This is a genomic window from Sphingomonas sp. (assembly GCF_050725575.1).
In the GTDB taxonomy this organism is placed as follows: Bacteria; Pseudomonadota; Alphaproteobacteria; order Sphingomonadales; family Sphingomonadaceae; genus Sphingomonas.
This window is the reverse complement of sequence record NZ_JBOHHW010000083.1, coordinates 1-12779: the sequence shown is the minus strand read 5'-3', so window position 1 is coordinate 12779 and position 12779 is coordinate 1. Positions and strand designations below refer to the sequence as shown.

Genomic DNA, 12779 nt, shown 5'->3' with positions numbered 1-12779 from the left:
GCCCAAACGCAAATAGGGGCCGGCATTGCTGCCGACCCCCTGTCGCCGGACTTCGATCCGCTTGGCAGTCCCGAAAGAATGCCCGCGCCTTCTGGTTTCGGCGGCACGCTCCCCCTGCGCCGCGAACGGCTGCAGGCTTTGCGGTTCGGTCACCGGGGCCGGGAGCGAGGATCTTGCGATCTTCAGCTACCCCGGCCTCGGCGGCCAGCTCAAGTCAGGGCCGAAGCCCTGTCTCTCGCCTCGGCCACTCTCTGCCCGGATCCGTCTCGCTTGTCCCGAAGGGCCAGCGCGCGCTCATCCGGCTTCCTGCAGCCAACGCCCTTCTCCATCGCGGGGACTAAGAAGGACGCCTGGAATGCCTGCCTCGTCTCCTTTCGACCGCCACCGTTTTCACGGTCTTGCTCGATCGGCGCGGGGGACCTGCATCCCGCCGACATCGCCAGTGGTTTCCTTGCGGCACCTGTTCGCTCTCTCGGCATAAGCTCCTGATGTTTCTGCGATTTCTCGCTTCCGCATCCCTTGCTTACAGTCATGATGCTGTCATTAAATCCGAGTCGCACCAATAGAAAAACGACCGTCCGCGGCTGTGGATAACGTGGATAACGTGGATCGATTCGCGCAACGGCCCAGCGGCACATGAACGGATCGTTGTTTTGGGTTCATGCAACCTGAGTTAGAAACGGAGCGTTACGCACCCGGTATTGATCCAGATAAAGGGAAAATCATATGCGCAGTTTCATCATGGCACTCACCGCTGCCTCGCTCGTCATCCCCGCAACGATGGCCTTCCCCTCCGCTCAGGCGGAAGCACGCAAGCGGAACCACGAATATCGCGAATGGCGTGGTCGTGACGGCCGTACCTATTGCCGCAAGCCCAACGGCACCACCGGGCTGATCGTCGGCGGCGTCGCCGGCGCACTGGTCGGCCGCACCATCGACACGCGTGGCGACCGCACGGTCGGCACACTGGGCGGCGCGGTTGCCGGCGGCCTGCTCGGCCGCGAAATCGACCGCGGCAGCAGCAAGCGCCGTTGCCGCTAAGCTTTGACGCTACCACTTAAGGGGCGCGGCGTGATGCCGCGCCCCTTTTGGTATCTGCAAAGGATCTCACGACATGACGACGCGCAGCGGATCGGCCCGGTACGAGGGCTTCGGCAAAGACGGCAAAGGCCATGTTTCGACTCAGTCGGGGGTACTTTCGGACACGCCCTATGCCTTCAACACCCGCTTCGGTGACGAGCCCGGCACCAATCCCGAGGAACTGATCGCTGCCGCCCATGCCAGCTGCTTTACCATGGCATTGAGCTTCGCGCTCGCCCGTGCCGGGTTCAGCGACGGTACGATTGAGACCAGCGCGAAAGTGACGCTCGACAAGGACGGAGACGGATTTTCGATCACCAAATCGGAACTCGACCTGAAAGCGACCATCGCCGGGATCGACGCGGACCAGTTCGCCGCGATCGCCGCCGACGCCAAGGCGAATTGCCCGGTGTCGAAAGTGCTCAATGCGGAGATTTCGCTGACGCACAGCCTGAACGGCTGACCCGCATACCCTGCCCGTTGTCGGGGCGATGAACGGCGTGTAGTTTACCATTCACGCAACCCGGCGGCGGGACGGGCGTTCTACCCGCATCGTTCACAACGAAGGAGACGCATCATGCGCATCGCACTTCTAGCCGCGCTTGCGGCGATCGCCCTGCCCGCCATCCCGGCGACCGCACAGGACAGCCCCCGCGAAGCCGATCGCGAATATCGCAGGGACGTTCGTGACGCGCAGCGCGACTATCGCCGCGACCGGCGCGACGCCGATTCGCGCCGCGACCTCCGCGACGCCCGCCAGGACTATCGCGAGGATGTTCGCGACGCGCGCCGGGACCGCAACCGTTCCGTGCGCGACTGGCGCCAGTACCGCAATTATGATTACAACCGCTACGAACGCGGCCAGCGCACTTATTATGCCGACCAATATTATCGCGACGGCCGTTATTATCAGCCGCGCCGGCTGGGCCGCAACGACCGCATCTATCGCGGCAGCAACGGTCGCTATTATTGCCGCCGCAACGACGGCACGACCGGCCTGATCATCGGCGGCATTGCCGGCGGCCTGCTTGGCAATTCGATCGCCAGCGGCGGATCGAAGACGCTTGGTACGCTGCTCGGCGGTGGTGCGGGCGCGGTGCTCGGCCAGTCGATCGACCGCGGCCAGGTCAGCTGCCGCTAAATACGGGATCGCCCAAAAAACGACGGGGCCCGGTGAGCGATCACCGGGCCCTTTTCGTATCCGTTCGGGCAGGAAGGATCAGAGCAGGCCGCCGCCGACGAACAGGCGGATCGCGCAGATGATCACCAGAATGATGTTCAAATTGCGCCCCACCTTGCTCGTCGACAACGCGCCGAGCGCGATGCCGACGATCCCGATCGGGATGGTCAGCCAGTTGAGCCAGCCGAGAAACGGAATGAAGCCGACCAGCGTGAGGATGAGGACCAGCAGGCCGACCAGGATCGAGACGATATTAAACATGCACCGAACATGGCGGTGAGGCGGTCGCCGCGCAAGTGGTGATCGATCCGGCCTTCCCGCGGCACCCCCGCCGTCAACCGCCGGCCATCAACCCTCAGCCGCCGATCCGGCGTCCCCAACGCAATCTTAACCCATTTTCGGGCATGCTTGCCGCCTGTGCGGGAGTGTCTGATGGTTCGCAGTCGATATGTTGGAGCGATAGTTCTTGTCCTGCCCGTGGCGCTTGCCGCGTGCGGACCGCGTGAGGGCGACGGCAATCTCGATTCGCTCGACCAGGAGTTGATCGACGGCAATGCGGCGGGCAATACCCGTGATCCGGCGCTGATGAGCGCATTGCAGGATCAGATCATGGTCGATCCGGCATTGACGCAACAGGCCAATAACGACGCTGTCCGCCCGCCGGCGCAGCCCTATTCCGGCGCGGTCCCCGCCGACGGCATCGCCGCCGGCGCGCGCGGAACGCGGAGCGCCGCGACCAGCGAGACGCTGAAATCGACACCCGCGCCAACAACCGGGTCCTGCCCGCAGTGCGACGCGGCGCGCGAATCGCTGACGCTCGGTGCGCTTGCCGCACGCCAGAAGAATGGCGGCACGGCAAGCTGCGCGACCAACCTGCGCTATTCGACGCGTTGGGCGCAGCGCATGCCTACTGACGTGCCGCTTTATCCCGATGCACGGGTCAGCGAAGCCGCCGGCACTGAAACCGGCAATTGCACGGTGCGCGCGGTCAGCTTTGCGACGTCCGCGCCGCTGCAGACCGTGCTCGACTGGTATTATACCCGCACCACCAATGCCGGCTATTCGGCCGAGCATCAGGCCAATGGCGACGAACATGTCCTGGGCGGCACGCGCACCCGCGACGACGGCGCCTTTGCATTGTTCCTGACCAAGCGCCGCGATGGCGGTACCGATGTCGATATCGTGGCGAACAACGGGCGCTGACCGCCTGACTATTCACTCCCGCCGTTCGCCCTGAGCCTGTCGAAGGGCGGGTCTCACGCGCGAACGTCTCGATTGCGGAGAGATGGGCTTCGACAGCCCCGGATCCAGTCCGGGGCCGAACGGTATTTGTGTAAACTCATCACACGCCGCCACAACATTTCTCTTTCCGCGCCATCCGCGCTAACGGAGGCGCCATGAATTCCCTTCTTCTTGTCATGGCCGGCGGCGCGGTCGGTTCCGGCGCGCGATTCCTCACCGGGCGCGCAACGCTTGCCTGGTTCGGCCCATCCTTTCCCTGGGGCACGCTTGCCGTGAACCTGATCGGCGGATTCCTGATGGGTGCGCTGGTCGGCTCGCTCGCCCGCGCCGCTGTCCCCGGCGAGAATTGGCGCTTGCTGATCGGCGTCGGCGTGCTTGGCGGCTTCACCACCTTTTCGGCCTTTTCGCTTGATACGGTCGCCATGCTTCAGCGTGGCGACTTCGGCATGGCCGCGCTTTATATCCTGGCATCGGTGATCGGCTCGATCGTCGCGCTGTTCGCCGGACTTTCGCTCATAAGGGCAGTCGCATGAGCGATACGAAAAAAGCCGCCGGCAATGAGGCCGAGGTGCGCCAGTTCAATGTCGGCGCCGACGATGACGGCATCAGGCTCGACCGCTGGTTCAAGCGGCATTTGCCCGACACCAGCTTCACCACTGTCGCGAAATGGGCGCGCACCGGGCAGCTGCGCGTCGATGGCGCGCGCGCCACGCCGGGCGACCGCATCGCCGCCGGCCAGGCGATCCGCGTGCCCCCGGCCGAACCGGTTCGCGCCGATGCGCCGCAAAAGCGCGAGCGCCCGCCGCTCACCGACGAGCAGGCCGATTATATCCGCGAAATGGTCATCCACCGCGACAAGCAGGCGATCGTCCTCAACAAGCCGGCCGGCCTCGCCACGCAGGGCGGGACCAAGACGCACGAACATGTCGACGGCCTGCTCGACGGGCTGCTGTTCGATGGCGAGAGCCGCCCGAAACTGGTCCACCGCCTCGACAAGGACACATCGGGCGCATTGCTCATTGCGCGCACCACGCGCGCGGCGGCATTCTTCGCCAAGTCCTTCTCCTCGCGCAGCGCGAAGAAAGTCTATTGGGCGCTGGTCGTCGGCGTACCCTCAATCGAGGACGGCATGATCGAGCTGCCGATCGCCAAGCAACCCGGCAGCGGCGGCGAGAAGATGCATGTCGATGAGGCCGAGGGCAGCCCGGCGCGCACCCGCTACCGCGTGATCGAGCGGGCCGGCAACAACACTGCCTGGCTTGAGCTTATTCCCTATACGGGCCGAACACATCAGCTGCGCGTGCATCTCTCGGCGATCGGCCACCCGATCGTCGGCGACGGCAAATATGGCGGCCAGGCCGCGTTCCTGACCGGCGGGATCAGCCGCAAGATGCATCTCCATTCGCGGCGCATCCGGATCGATCATCCCGATGGCGGCGAGATCGAGGTGCAGGCCGAATTGCCGACGCATTTCGCCGAAAGCCTGAAGCATCTCGGCTTCGACGAGATGCTCGGTAACATGATGCCGCTCGATACGCCGCCGCCGCCAAGCAAAGCGGTCAAGAAGCAGCAGGCCAAGCAGCACGCGAAGAACCTGCGCAAGGACCGCAAGGGCGAACGCCGCCGCCGCGGCAGCCGCGACTAGCCCGTGCATCCCAATCCGGTATTTCGGCCCGGCGATGACGACGCCATGCTCGACTGGGCGGTGTCGATCGGTTTCGCGCATATCTTCGCGGTCACGCCCGCCGGGCCGATGATGGTGCATGCGCCGATCGTCGCGACCGGCGCGCGGCAGCTGCGTTTCCATGTCTCGCGCGCCAATCGCGTGGCGCCGCACCTCGACGGCGCGCAGGTCCTGCTCAGCATCGTCGGCGCCGATGGCTATATCACGCCCAACTGGTACGCGAATCCGATGCCGGAAGTGCCGACCTGGAATTATACCGCAGTCGAGATCGACGGCATCGCCGGCGTGGCCGATGAAGCGGCGCTGATCGAACAGGTCGATATCCTCGCCGCGCTGCACGAGCCGCGCATCATCCCGGAAAACCCCTGGACCCGCGACAAGCTCGACGCGGCGCGCCAGCGTGCGATGCTGCGCGCGATCGTCGCGTTCGACGTCACGGTGGACGCGGTGCGCGGCACGCACAAGCTGAGCCAGAACAAGTCCGCCGCCGACCGCGCTCGCGTGATCGCCGGCCTGAAGCGCAGCGGCAACATCGCGCTGGCCGGGGTGATGGAGGCATGAACCGGCTCGCCCTGTTCGATTGCGACGGCACTTTGGTCGATAGCCAGGCCGGCATCTGCCAGTCGATGGAAGAAGCGTTCGCGACGCACCGCCTGGTCCCGCCCGACCGCAACGCGATCCGCCGCATCGTCGGCCTCAGCCTGGTCGAGGCGATGCGCGCATTATTGCCGCACGCCGATGACGCGCAGCACCGCGCGATGGCGGACGATTACAAGGCGGCGTTCTTTCGCTTGCGCACCTCGGGCGCGCTCGCCGGCGAACCCTTGTTCGACGGGATGATCGCGGCGCTCGACGACCTTGCGGCGGCGGGCTGGGTTTTCGGGGTAGCGACCGGCAAGTCCGATCGCGGCCTGATTCGCGTGCTTGACGAACATGGCATCAGGGCGCGTTTCGTCACCTTGCAGACCGCCGACCGTCACCCATCCAAACCCCACCCCTCGATGATCGAAACCGCGATCGCCGAGGCCGGCGCCTCGCCCGAAACGACAGTGATGATCGGCGACACCAGTTATGACATGATGATGGCGCGCGCCGGGAATGTGCGCGCACTGGGGGTGGCCTGGGGCTATCACCCGCCGGAAGAACTGACCGCAGCGGGCGCACATGCCATCGCGCAGACGGTCGCGGCGCTGCCGGCGCAGATGGAGGCACTATGACCGATCCCGAAACCACCGCGCGCAACCGCTATTTCGTCATTGCCGGATCGCGCATCGCCGGCGTCGCGGGCGCCTTGCTCGGGCTTGTGCTGATTGGCCAGGCCCAGACTCTCGAACAGAAGATCCTCGGCACGGCGATCGTGCTGTCAGCGCTGCTGATGATCGCGATCGTGCCCCGCGCGCTCGCGCGCCGTTGGCGCACGCCGCCGCAGAACTGATCCACTCATGAAGCGCTTCTGGACCAATGTGGCGATCGACGCCGGAGGCGTGATCACGCTCGACAGCAAGCCGGTGCGCACGCCCGGCCGGGCACTGCTCGCCATCCCCTTTGCCGCGCTTGCCGAAGCGGTGGCCGATGAATGGCGCGCCGTGACTGGTGAGATCGATCCCCGCGCAATGCCGCTGACCGGCCTCGCCAACGCTGCGATCGAACGCATCGGCCCGGATCCGGCAAGCTTCGCCGCCGGGCTCGCCATGTTCGCCGAAAGCGACCTGCTTTGCTACCGCGCGGAGGAGCCGCCGGCGCTGGTCGAGCGCCAGGCACATTATTGGGATCCGCTGCTCGCTTGGGCACGCACGCGCTACGACATATATTTCGAGGTGATCGCGGGGATCATGCATCGCCCGCAGCCGCCGCTCACGACTTCCCGTCTGACTGACGCCATCAACGCGCGAACCGCGTGGGAGCTGGCGGGGCTGGCACCGATCATCACGATCGGCGGCTCGCTGATCGCCGGCCTCGCCCTGATCGAGCACGCGGCGACCGCAGAAGAAATATGGCGGGCGATCGAGCTCGATGAGGACTGGCAGGCCGAGCAATGGGGCCGCGACGACCTGTCGCTTGCCGCGCTTGAATCGCGGCGGCGCGATTTCGATGCCGGGGTTCGGTTTCTCGAACTGATCTGACACCAGCTTCATCGTCCGGGCCCCGTCGGCGAAAAAAACCGAAACTGTACATTGCGCAACATCGCGCACCTCGATAATGCACATTTATGCCCGATTCCCTTACTCCCGACCAACGTCGCGCGCAGATCATGCACAAACTGGCAGAAAATGATCGCGTGATCGCGCGCGATCTCGCCGAGGAATTCGGCACGTCCGAGGATTCCGTGCGGCGGGATTTGCGCGATCTGGCTGCGGCCGGCCTGTGCAAGCGCATCTATGGCGGCGCGCTTTCCCTGTCGCCGGCGCAAGGGCGGTTTGCCGAGCGCGTCGATACCCAATTGGCCGCGAAAAATGCGCTGGCATGGGCAGCACTGCCGCTGATCGAAAACGGGCAGACATTGTTCATCGACTCGGGCAGCACCAATCTGATGCTCGCCGATATCCTGCCGCGGGACCTGAACCTGACCATCGTCACCAATTCGGTGTCGATCGCCACGACATTGCTTCGTCGACCGGGGATTTCGCTGTTCCTGATCGGGGGGCAGGTCGATCCCGACATCGATGGTGCGGTCGGGGCGCAGGCGATCGACCAAATCGGCCTGTTCAGGCCCGACCTGTCGATTATCGGCGTGTGCGCGCTCGATCCGATCTATGGCGCCGCGGCGTTCGATCCGCGCGATGCGGATTTCAAACGCGCGGCGGTGGCGGGCGCCAACCGGATCGCGATGCTGTCCACGGCGGACAAGCTCGGCACCACGGCACCGCATCGCATCATGCCGGTGAAGAACATTGACCATCTCGTCGTCGAATTCGGATCGCCCGGCGATATCTGCACGGCGTTTGCCGCGCAGGGCACGACCATCACAACCGCCCGGCCAAGCTGACCCTCACGCCTCCCCGGACCGCATCACGGCCGCCAACTCCTCCTCGTTCGGAACCCCCGCCCATGACCAAAACGCCATGATCGAAACGGCTGACCGCCCCGCCACGCGCCTGGCGACAAGACTGGCATTTCTGGTCGCTGGCTTCGTCATGGCGTGCTGGGCGCCGCTGGTTCCCGCGGCAAAGATGCGTGCCGGGGTGAACGAGGCCGAACTCGGCCTGCTGCTGTTGTGTCTCGGCATCGGCTCGATCCTCGCCATGCCGGTCACCGGCATCGTCAGCGCGCGGGTCGGCAGCCGCCCGATGATCATCCTTGGCGGGATCGGGATCAGCCTTGTCCTGCCGCTGCTCGTGATCGCGAACTCGCCCGCGCTCCTCGCCACCGCCCTGCTGCTGTTCGGCGCATCGCTGGGGACGATCGACGTGGCGGCGAACGCGCATGCGGTGGAGGTCGAGAAAGCCGCCGGCACGCCATTGATGTCGGGTTTCCACGCGCTGTTCAGCGTCGGCGGATTTGCCGGCGCCGGGCTGATGACGTTGTTGCTTTCGCTGTCGGTGTCGCCGTTGCTCGCCACGATCATTGCCGCGTTGTTGGCGTTGGCGGCGCTCGGCTATGCCGGCCCCCGATTATTGCGCGCACGCCCGGCGGTCGAAGACAATAGCTTCGTGCTGCCGCGCGGCGTCGTCCTGCTGCTGGCGGCGCTGGCCGCCGTGACCTTCCTCGCCGAGGGGGCCTTGCTTGACTGGAGCGCGCTGCTGATCGACGCAAAGGCCCTCACCGCGCCGTCACTGGCCGGTCTTGGCTATATGCTGTTTTCCATCGCGATGACGATCGGCCGGTTCAGCGGTGACGCGATCGTCACGCGCCTGGGCGGCAGGCGCGTGCTCCGGATCGGCGGACTGGTCGCCGTGCTCGGCTTCGTCGTCCTGCTGACCATCCCGGTCGGCCCTGTCGCGATGGGCGGTTTCGTCCTGATCGGGCTGGGGGCCTCGAACATCGTGCCGGTATTGTTCAGCGCCGCGGGCAAGCAACAGGCCATGCCGGCCGGAATGGCGATCGCCGCCATCACCACCACGGGCTATGCCGGGATCCTCGCCGGACCAGCGGTGATGGGCTTCGTCGCGCATCTCACCAGCCTGGCGACCGCTTTCTGGATGCTGGCCGCCCTGCTTTGCCTGGTCCCGCTCTTCGCCACGCGGGTCTCGAAGTCGTAGCGCGGCGCATCCAAATACACACCAACGATCTGATATTTAACTATATTGTATAAAATACGCCGGGACAGCGACGGGAGATATGGGACATTACTGGTGTGCCATATCTCCCGCCGACGTTCCTTCGAGCCGTGCCGCCGGCGGCGATTCAACCCTCATACGGGATCGGGCATATCATCGCGTGCCGGACATATCCGGTGCGCTCTTTCTCAGTGTTGGAAAACAGGATTGCCGCGGAGGCCCACGCGATGGTCCGGACATGACTGCGGCGCGAAGACGTGAGTCTTCGCGCCGCAGCCCGATGTCAGTCGATCTTAGTTGCAGACCCGGACGTCGATGCGCTCGCCCGAATAATCGTCCCAGCGGGTTTCGACATGGCAGCTGCCATAGCCGCGCTGGTCACGATAGCGATCATAGCCATTATAACCGTTGTTGCGGTCATAAGCGCGCCGATCATCATAGCGACGGTCGTCATAACGGTCATAGCCATCGACCTGGTAATAGCCGTCATTGCGATAATCGCGGTCGCGGTTGCGACGGTCTTTATTGCTGCTCGATATGATCGCCGCACCGATGGCGAGACCGGCGATACCGGCGATGATGGCAGTACCGGTATTGTCGTGGCCGCGACGATGGCCACCGTAACGCTGCGCCTCAGCAGGCGAGGCAACGGTCAGGGCCGTCGCGCCAAGCGCGAGAGCGAGCGTTGCTTTGGTGAACAGGGTCGTCATTGCTTCTACTCCTCAAGAGCAGCGCCGATGGCGACCGATTCGGGCGCCTTATCGTGCAGCTTGACGATGTATCTGCACGAGTCGCCGTGAACGGATGTGGAATGCGTCTTGCAGCATCCATTCATCCATAGCCCGTCCCCGGCGTTAGTTCAGCGGAGTAATTTGCGAATAAAGCCAATGATTCCCGTCTGGCGCGACCGTTTCAATCGTTCTGCTGCCAGGATCGTCTTCACGCACTCGAAACATTGTTCGACATCATCATTGACCAGGACATAGTCATAACCGTCCCAATGGCTGACTTCGTTCGCCGCGCGATCCATGCGGGCGTTGATCACCGTCATCGAATCGGTCGCGCGCTTTTCCAGCCGGTCGCGCAGGATCGGCATCGACGGCGGCAGGATGAACACGCGCACCACGTCGCCGCCGGCCAGCTGATGGAGCTGCTGCGCGCCCTGCCAGTCGATATCGAACAATATGTCCCGCCCCTGTTCGAGCACGTGCCAGACCTGCGCCTTGGGCGTGCCGTAGCGATGGTCGAAGACATGCGCCCATTCGAGGAATTCGTGGTTCGCCGCCATTTCGCGAAATGTCTCGAGATCGACGAAATGATAATCCACGCCGTCAACTTCGCCGGGGCGCGGCGGGCGGGTGGTGTAGGACACCGACATGCTGAGTTCGGGCTCAGCGGCGAGCAGCTTGCGCGCGATGGTCGACTTGCCGGCGCCGGACGGCGACGACAGGACGAACAGCACGCCGCGACGCTTGAACCCGTGCGGGTCGTCCGTGGAATCGATCGGCTTTGCGGAAGACGGCATGGGCGCTAATGGCGGCGCAATGGGACAGGCGTCAAGTCACGCGCGATCCGATCGCGACAAAAGCCGGCTCGACCGGCGCTGGCTGATCGCGACCGGCGCGATCATCATCGCCGCCGCGGCGATCCTGCTGGTGGTGGGCCGCACCCCGATCTGCACCTGCGGCACGATCCGCTTATGGGAAGGTGCGGTGAGCTCGCCCGAGAACAGCCAGCAACTCAGCGACTGGTATTCGCTCAGCCATTTCATCCACGGGCTGATCTTCTACGGGCTGACCTGGGCCGTGCTGCGTCGCCAGCCGGTCGGGATGCGGCTGGCGATCGCGGCGCTGATCGAATCGGGCTGGGAGCTGCTCGAAAACTCGCCGATCATCATCGACCGCTACCGCGCCGCGACCATCGCGATCGGCTATAGCGGCGATTCAGTGCTCAACTCGGTATCCGACATCGCGTTCATGGCGTTCGGCTTTCTCGTCGCGCGCAAATTGCCCTGGTGGGGCAGCTTCGCGCTCGCTGTCGCGCTTGAGCTGATCGCCCTGTACGCGATTCGCGACAATCTGACGCTCAATGTCTGGATGTTGGTCGCCCCGAACGACGCAGTCCGGGCCTGGCAGGCGGCCGGCTGATCAGACGATCCGGCCCTTCGCCTTATGCCGGTCATAGGCCTTTTTCGCGACATAGGCGCCGCCCAGCGCAAGCCCGATCGGCCCCAGCCGGGTGATCACGCGGCTTGCGACCAGGCCGATCGCGGCACCCTTCAGCCCGCCCTGCCCGTCGCGACGGTCGATTTCCGCACCAAGCAGCGCGCCGATCAGACCGCGGATCATGCCGCTTTCTCCGACGGGCCGAACGCCTTTTCCTTCAGCTCCGCCGCGCCGCGCAGCACCGCCCAGCCGACCGCATAGGTGACCGCCAGCGGCAACACGACTTTCAGCACATTCGCCGTGATCGCACCGTAGATCGCGCCGTCCGCGGCACTATCGTCGCCGCTCATCGAATCGATCGCGCCGCCGATCAATGCGCCAATGGTCGTTGCACCCATATCATCGTCTCCGTGGTTCGCCGGCTAAGCGCTTGAGGGAGACGGGAGTTCCATTAGCCCCTCCCCGGCACGGGGAGGGATGAGATCACACCATATCTTCCGGCCGCACCAGCCGATCAAACGTCTCGCCATCCACCAGCCCAAGCGCCAGACCAGCCTCCTTCAGCGTCAACCCCTCGGCATGGGCGTGCTTGGCGATCTTGGCGGCATTGTCATAGCCGATCTCGGGCGCCAGCGCGGTGACCAGCATCAGCGAGCGATCGACCAGTTCCGCGATCCGCCCGCGGTTCGGCTCCAGCCCCTCGACGCAGCGTTCGGCGAAGCTCGCCATGCCAACGCTGAGCAGGTCGATCGACCGCAACAAATTGGCGCCGATCAGCGGCTTGAACACGTTGAGTTCGAGATGCCCCTGCAGGCCGCCGACCGTGATCGCGAGATGATTGCCGATCACCTGGCCCGCGACCATGGTCAGCATCTCGCACTGCGTCGGATTGACCTTGCCGGGCATGATCGAACTGCCTGGTTCGTTAGCGGGAAGGTCGATCTCGCCCAGACCGGACCGCGGCCCCGATCCGAGCAGCCGGATATCATTGGCGATCTTGGTCAGCGCGACCGACAGCGTGTTGAGCGTGCCGGAGAAATGCACGATCGGATCGTTCGAGGCGAGCGCCTCGAACTTGTTCTCAGCGGTGCGGAACGGCAGGCCAGTGATGTTGGCGATTTCCGCGGCGATCTCGACATCGAATCCGGCCGGCGCATTCAGCCCGGTACCAACCGCCGTGCCGCCCTGCGCAAGCACGGTCATGCCGTGCA

At 64.8% G+C, this 12779-nt stretch carries 19 protein-coding genes; 13 read left to right on the top strand and 6 right to left on the bottom strand.

Going from position 1 to position 12779, the window contains the following annotated elements:
- Window positions 1-726 precede the first annotated feature (726 nt).
- From ACRECS_RS26800 to ACRECS_RS26790, 3 genes are all read left to right on the top strand, one after another.
- Window positions 727-1041: a glycine zipper 2TM domain-containing protein gene (locus ACRECS_RS26800; protein WP_431586029.1), complete on the top strand. Its 315-nt coding sequence runs from the start codon at window positions 727-729 to the stop codon at window positions 1039-1041.
- Between the two features lie 73 nt (window positions 1042-1114).
- Window positions 1115-1543: an OsmC family protein gene (locus tag ACRECS_RS26795; RefSeq protein ID WP_431586028.1), complete on the top strand. Its 429-nt coding sequence runs from the start codon at window positions 1115-1117 to the stop codon at window positions 1541-1543.
- Window positions 1544-1657: 114 nt separating this feature from the next.
- Entirely contained in the window at window positions 1658-2221 is a 564-nt protein-coding gene (locus ACRECS_RS26790) for a glycine zipper 2TM domain-containing protein (protein ID WP_431586027.1), read from the top strand.
- A gap of 78 nt (window positions 2222-2299) precedes the next feature.
- Here ACRECS_RS26790 and ACRECS_RS26785 read toward each other — a convergent pair whose 3' ends face one another.
- On the bottom strand, window positions 2300-2521 hold the full coding sequence (locus tag ACRECS_RS26785; protein WP_431586026.1) for a hypothetical protein: 222 nt from the start codon (window positions 2519-2521) through the stop codon (window positions 2300-2302).
- A 171-nt stretch (window positions 2522-2692) separates the two neighbouring features.
- Here ACRECS_RS26785 and ACRECS_RS26780 point away from each other — a divergent pair, with 171 nt between their 5' ends.
- The 9 genes from ACRECS_RS26780 (at window position 2693) to ACRECS_RS26740 (ending at window position 9385) form a co-directional block, all read left to right on the top strand.
- Window positions 2693-3463 carry a hypothetical protein gene (locus ACRECS_RS26780; protein WP_431586025.1) on the top strand — a complete coding sequence of 257 codons (771 nt, stop codon included), beginning with the start codon at window positions 2693-2695 and terminating at the stop codon, window positions 3461-3463.
- Between the two features lie 194 nt (window positions 3464-3657).
- Complete coding sequence (gene crcB / locus ACRECS_RS26775) at window positions 3658-4035, top strand: fluoride efflux transporter CrcB (protein ID WP_431586024.1); 378 nt, start codon at window positions 3658-3660, stop codon at window positions 4033-4035.
- A complete protein-coding gene (locus tag ACRECS_RS26770; RefSeq protein WP_431586023.1) occupies window positions 4032-5147 on the top strand; it encodes an RluA family pseudouridine synthase in 1116 nt (371 codons plus the stop codon). The genes crcB and ACRECS_RS26770 overlap by 4 nt, the downstream gene beginning before the upstream one ends.
- Window positions 5148-5150: 3 nt before the next feature.
- Entirely contained in the window at window positions 5151-5747 is a 597-nt protein-coding gene (locus ACRECS_RS26765; protein WP_431586022.1) for an FMN-binding negative transcriptional regulator, read from the top strand.
- On the top strand, window positions 5744-6403 hold the full coding sequence (locus ACRECS_RS26760; protein WP_431586021.1) for an HAD-IA family hydrolase: 660 nt from the start codon (window positions 5744-5746) through the stop codon (window positions 6401-6403). The genes ACRECS_RS26765 and ACRECS_RS26760 overlap by 4 nt, the downstream gene beginning before the upstream one ends.
- Complete coding sequence (locus ACRECS_RS26755; protein ID WP_431586020.1) at window positions 6400-6621, top strand: hypothetical protein; 222 nt, start codon at window positions 6400-6402, stop codon at window positions 6619-6621. Before ACRECS_RS26760 ends, ACRECS_RS26755 begins: the two co-directional genes overlap by 4 nt.
- Window positions 6622-6628: 7 nt before the next feature.
- Window positions 6629-7309 (top strand): ATP12 family chaperone protein, encoded by a 681-nt coding sequence (locus ACRECS_RS26750; RefSeq protein ID WP_431586019.1) that lies wholly within the window; start codon window positions 6629-6631, stop codon window positions 7307-7309.
- An 86-nt stretch (window positions 7310-7395) separates the two neighbouring features.
- Complete coding sequence (locus tag ACRECS_RS26745) at window positions 7396-8172, top strand: DeoR/GlpR family DNA-binding transcription regulator (RefSeq protein WP_431586018.1); 777 nt, start codon at window positions 7396-7398, stop codon at window positions 8170-8172.
- A 76-nt stretch (window positions 8173-8248) separates the two neighbouring features.
- The gene (locus tag ACRECS_RS26740) at window positions 8249-9385 is read left to right on the top strand and encodes an MFS transporter (RefSeq protein ID WP_431586017.1); all 1137 of its coding nucleotides are present in this window, start codon (window positions 8249-8251) and stop codon (window positions 9383-9385) included.
- A gap of 311 nt (window positions 9386-9696) precedes the next feature.
- On the opposite strand, the gene ACRECS_RS26735 is transcribed toward ACRECS_RS26740, so the two are convergent.
- Together ACRECS_RS26735 and gmk are read right to left on the bottom strand one after the other, a co-directional pair.
- Window positions 9697-10113: a hypothetical protein gene (locus ACRECS_RS26735; protein WP_431586016.1), complete on the bottom strand. Its 417-nt coding sequence runs from the start codon at window positions 10111-10113 to the stop codon at window positions 9697-9699.
- Window positions 10114-10262: 149 nt separating this feature from the next.
- Window positions 10263-10928 (bottom strand): guanylate kinase, encoded by a 666-nt coding sequence (gmk, locus tag ACRECS_RS26730; RefSeq protein ID WP_431586015.1) that lies wholly within the window; start codon window positions 10926-10928, stop codon window positions 10263-10265.
- 19 nt (window positions 10929-10947) lie between these two features.
- Here gmk and ACRECS_RS26725 point away from each other — a divergent pair, with 19 nt between their 5' ends.
- On the top strand, window positions 10948-11550 hold the full coding sequence (locus tag ACRECS_RS26725) for a DUF2585 domain-containing protein (RefSeq protein ID WP_431586014.1): 603 nt from the start codon (window positions 10948-10950) through the stop codon (window positions 11548-11550).
- Here ACRECS_RS26725 and ACRECS_RS26720 read toward each other — a convergent pair whose 3' ends face one another.
- The 3 genes from ACRECS_RS26720 to ACRECS_RS26710 all read right to left on the bottom strand — a co-directional run.
- Window positions 11551-11751: a hypothetical protein gene (locus ACRECS_RS26720; RefSeq protein WP_187762352.1), complete on the bottom strand. Its 201-nt coding sequence runs from the start codon at window positions 11749-11751 to the stop codon at window positions 11551-11553. It abuts the gene before it with no gap.
- Window positions 11748-11966 (bottom strand): hypothetical protein, encoded by a 219-nt coding sequence (locus ACRECS_RS26715; RefSeq protein WP_431586013.1) that lies wholly within the window; start codon window positions 11964-11966, stop codon window positions 11748-11750. The genes ACRECS_RS26720 and ACRECS_RS26715 overlap by 4 nt, the downstream gene beginning before the upstream one ends.
- 85 nt (window positions 11967-12051) lie before the next feature.
- Window positions 12052-12779 (bottom strand): lyase family protein (locus tag ACRECS_RS26710; protein ID WP_431586012.1); only part of this gene is annotated, 728 nt, incomplete at its 5' end.

Coding starts and splice junctions, on each gene's coding strand:
- crcB (WP_431586024.1), top strand. CDS start 3,658: ATGAATTCCCTTCTTCTTGTCATGGCCGGCGGCGCGGTCGGTTCCGGC.
- ACRECS_RS26760 (WP_431586021.1), top strand. CDS start 5,744: ATGAACCGGCTCGCCCTGTTCGATTGCGACGGCACTTTGGTCGATAGC.
- ACRECS_RS26770 (WP_431586023.1), top strand. CDS start 4,032: ATGAGCGATACGAAAAAAGCCGCCGGCAATGAGGCCGAGGTGCGCCAG.
- ACRECS_RS26750 (WP_431586019.1), top strand. CDS start 6,629: ATGAAGCGCTTCTGGACCAATGTGGCGATCGACGCCGGAGGCGTGATC.
- ACRECS_RS26790 (WP_431586027.1), top strand. CDS start 1,658: ATGCGCATCGCACTTCTAGCCGCGCTTGCGGCGATCGCCCTGCCCGCC.
- ACRECS_RS26745 (WP_431586018.1), top strand. CDS start 7,396: ATGCCCGATTCCCTTACTCCCGACCAACGTCGCGCGCAGATCATGCAC.
- ACRECS_RS26715 (WP_431586013.1), bottom strand. CDS start 11,966: ATGGGTGCAACGACCATTGGCGCATTGATCGGCGGCGCGATCGATTCG.
- ACRECS_RS26785 (WP_431586026.1), bottom strand. CDS start 2,521: ATGTTTAATATCGTCTCGATCCTGGTCGGCCTGCTGGTCCTCATCCTC.
- ACRECS_RS26740 (WP_431586017.1), top strand. CDS start 8,249: ATGATCGAAACGGCTGACCGCCCCGCCACGCGCCTGGCGACAAGACTG.
- ACRECS_RS26800 (WP_431586029.1), top strand. CDS start 727: ATGCGCAGTTTCATCATGGCACTCACCGCTGCCTCGCTCGTCATCCCC.
- ACRECS_RS26755 (WP_431586020.1), top strand. CDS start 6,400: ATGACCGATCCCGAAACCACCGCGCGCAACCGCTATTTCGTCATTGCC.
- ACRECS_RS26780 (WP_431586025.1), top strand. CDS start 2,693: ATGGTTCGCAGTCGATATGTTGGAGCGATAGTTCTTGTCCTGCCCGTG.
- ACRECS_RS26795 (WP_431586028.1), top strand. CDS start 1,115: ATGACGACGCGCAGCGGATCGGCCCGGTACGAGGGCTTCGGCAAAGAC.
- ACRECS_RS26720 (WP_187762352.1), bottom strand. CDS start 11,751: ATGATCCGCGGTCTGATCGGCGCGCTGCTTGGTGCGGAAATCGACCGT.
- ACRECS_RS26725 (WP_431586014.1), top strand. CDS start 10,948: ATGGGACAGGCGTCAAGTCACGCGCGATCCGATCGCGACAAAAGCCGG.
- gmk (WP_431586015.1), bottom strand. CDS start 10,928: ATGCCGTCTTCCGCAAAGCCGATCGATTCCACGGACGACCCGCACGGG.
- ACRECS_RS26735 (WP_431586016.1), bottom strand. CDS start 10,113: ATGACGACCCTGTTCACCAAAGCAACGCTCGCTCTCGCGCTTGGCGCG.